At 33.5% G+C, this 2,224-nt stretch carries 1 protein-coding gene, 1 tRNA gene and 1 pseudogene; all 3 read right to left on the reverse strand.

Annotated elements, in window-relative coordinates; all coding sequences use genetic code 11:
* Positions 1 to 134 precede the first annotated feature (134 nt).
* The 3 genes and pseudogenes from ACFIMG_RS03125 to ACFIMG_RS03135 all read right to left on the reverse strand — a co-directional run bounded on the left by ACFIMG_RS03125 (position 135) and on the right by ACFIMG_RS03135 (position 2,015).
* A tRNA-Ser gene (locus ACFIMG_RS03125) sits at positions 135 to 224 on the reverse strand.
* A gap of 941 nt (positions 225 to 1,165) precedes the next feature.
* Positions 1,166 to 1,763, reverse strand: a pseudogene (locus tag ACFIMG_RS03130) (tyrosine-type recombinase/integrase).
* Positions 1,764 to 1,769: 6 nt separating this feature from the next.
* Positions 1,770 to 2,015 carry a hypothetical protein gene (locus ACFIMG_RS03135; RefSeq protein ID WP_375678269.1) on the reverse strand — a complete coding sequence of 82 codons (246 nt, stop codon included), beginning with the start codon at positions 2,013 to 2,015 and terminating at the stop codon, positions 1,770 to 1,772.
* Positions 2,016 to 2,224: the final 209 nt, after the last annotated feature.

A 2,224-nucleotide genomic window follows, 5' to 3' on the forward strand; every position in this document is an offset into this window, starting at 1 on the left:
ATCTTTAAAACTCTTTGAGAAAAATAAATTGGTACAAAACCTAGTGGCAAATTATACAAAACCTGCTGGCAAGCTACACTGGCAAGCTACAACTACACACAGAATCAATAAGTTATAGCATGATAAAAGTGCTGTGGCGGAGGGGGTGGGATTCGAACCCACGGTACAGTCTCCTGCACGCCGGTTTTCAAGACCGGTGCCTTAAACCGCTCGGCCACCCCTCCAAACTAGATATGCTTTTTGACAAATTTCTTGTAAAAGGTCAATCATTTTAATACGCATTTTAAAGCGTTCTTTGTAAAACTATTTAAGTTTCAATTAAAATAATTCTTCATAAGTTAATTCTTTGAGTGTGTTATCTAAGAGTTTCATTTTTAAACATGATAGTTTTTTCTGAAAAAATGAAAGGTAATTATGATATTTATCATTTTTTTCCTGTTTAAAAATTTTTTACAAAGCAATATTTTTTTAAGTTCTAACAATCGTTTTCGTAATAATAAGAAATGTTTAGTTGAAAATGTTTGATAAATTATATTAAATTCCGGTCGTGTATTTTTGAATTATTTTACCTTTCCAGATATTTATTTTATTTAGATCGTTCATATTGGCGAAAAGAAAATGTTATTACTCTGACAGTTTATGAGAGATAAATTTGTAAGAATGACATATATATTCAAGGAAAGTTTTTATTGAGTTTAAATTAAGTACAATTCAATAAGAAAGCTCTTTAAAAGATTTTAATTTTTTAAATAAAAATATTCAGATATTTAGTGCGTCTAAAAAGTACCTTGGAGGGAATGGCTGATTTGCGCTATTTGAATAAAATTTTATGTAAGATTTGCATCGATAGTTTAAAATCTCTTCTAGATATGACTGGAAATTAGGTATATTTGTAATGCTTTTTCTGTGGGATAAGCAAAAAGTTAATTTGAATGGAAGAAAAAATTATTGAGCAATACCCTTAGATCAATAGATAGTTTGTGAAGGTATTACATAGTTTTTCAAGAATAGAACTTAAAAACGCTAAATTATGCAGAGTCAGAAAGCGTAAACTTTAAAAGACAAAGTTTTAAAAGCCGATTCATTCACAAGTATGTGTAAAATAAAATATTTATGTCTAATATAAGAGAATAGGTGAATCTTGATTCTATTGATTTTTTTGCCTCTATCCCTCATCTTTTTGAAGCTTTTTTATGGCTTCAAGAGCGAGTTTTTTACGGTCTGCGCTCTTTGTGTAAAGAGATGTCATAGCATCATTTGTCCAGCCAAAAATTGCTTTGAGTTGTGATACTGTTGCACCAGAATTAACTGCGCGTGTTGCTGCTAATTTTCTTAAGCCATGTGCTGATTTTTTGATTCCCGCTACGTTACAAGCCTCACGAAAAAGGTTGCCAAAACTTTCTTTAACTAGTTTTTTACCTTCTTTACCACAAATGAATGTTTCTTCTCCAATCACATACCTTCATAAGGAGGAGTTCTTTTTGTTTTTTTGTAGCTTTAGTGTAGCTATGCCAATTAGAGCTGTTAAAGTATTGTTTAAGCAGCCATGCAAATAACCCTTCAACAAGTTTACCGGTTTTTGATTTAGGAAGTATAAGCTCTTGTAACTCGGCAAGTGCGCTTTTGTAGTTATCAACAAACTCTTGCGTTCCATAGGTTCTGCGGATTCTAATGCGTTTACCGTGACCAATACGTACATACCATACAATTTTGCCATGTTGAGTAATTTGTTTAACGAGATGAGGAGGACGTGGTTTAGGCATGGTATTTTACATCTTAGAGAGTGCGGTTTCGTAATATTCATTCTTTGACAAATCTAAAAGTTTGTCTGGGTGGCTAACTAAATTTGGTATTGGAATATCGGATTTGAGATAGATAAGCAGTTCACCGGTAGGTTTGATTTCTACGAGTTCACATCCTTGTTTTTTAGCTTCTCTTAAAGCGCGTGCAATGGCTGGTTGCGTTATAGCAGCTGGACGAGGCCCATATCTTTTCTCCTTACATTGAGATGCGATTCACGTGTGGCGTGAATCACGCATTACTTGAAAGTGTTAAGAAGGGTGGGGGTGCTTGTAGATATGCGGGGAACAAAACACCCCCATAAGGTTAAGCAGCTTTTGTTGAGAGTTGTTTTATCTCTCGTTCTATCTCTACAAGGCATTGATTTATAATGATAATCTATCGTTATTCATATTGAATGAGAGTCCCGAATAACCTAAGATTG

Origin of the sequence: Bartonella sp. AP11XZML (assembly GCF_042196445.1) — a bacterium.
In the GTDB taxonomy this organism is placed as follows: Bacteria; Pseudomonadota; Alphaproteobacteria; order Rhizobiales; family Rhizobiaceae; genus Bartonella.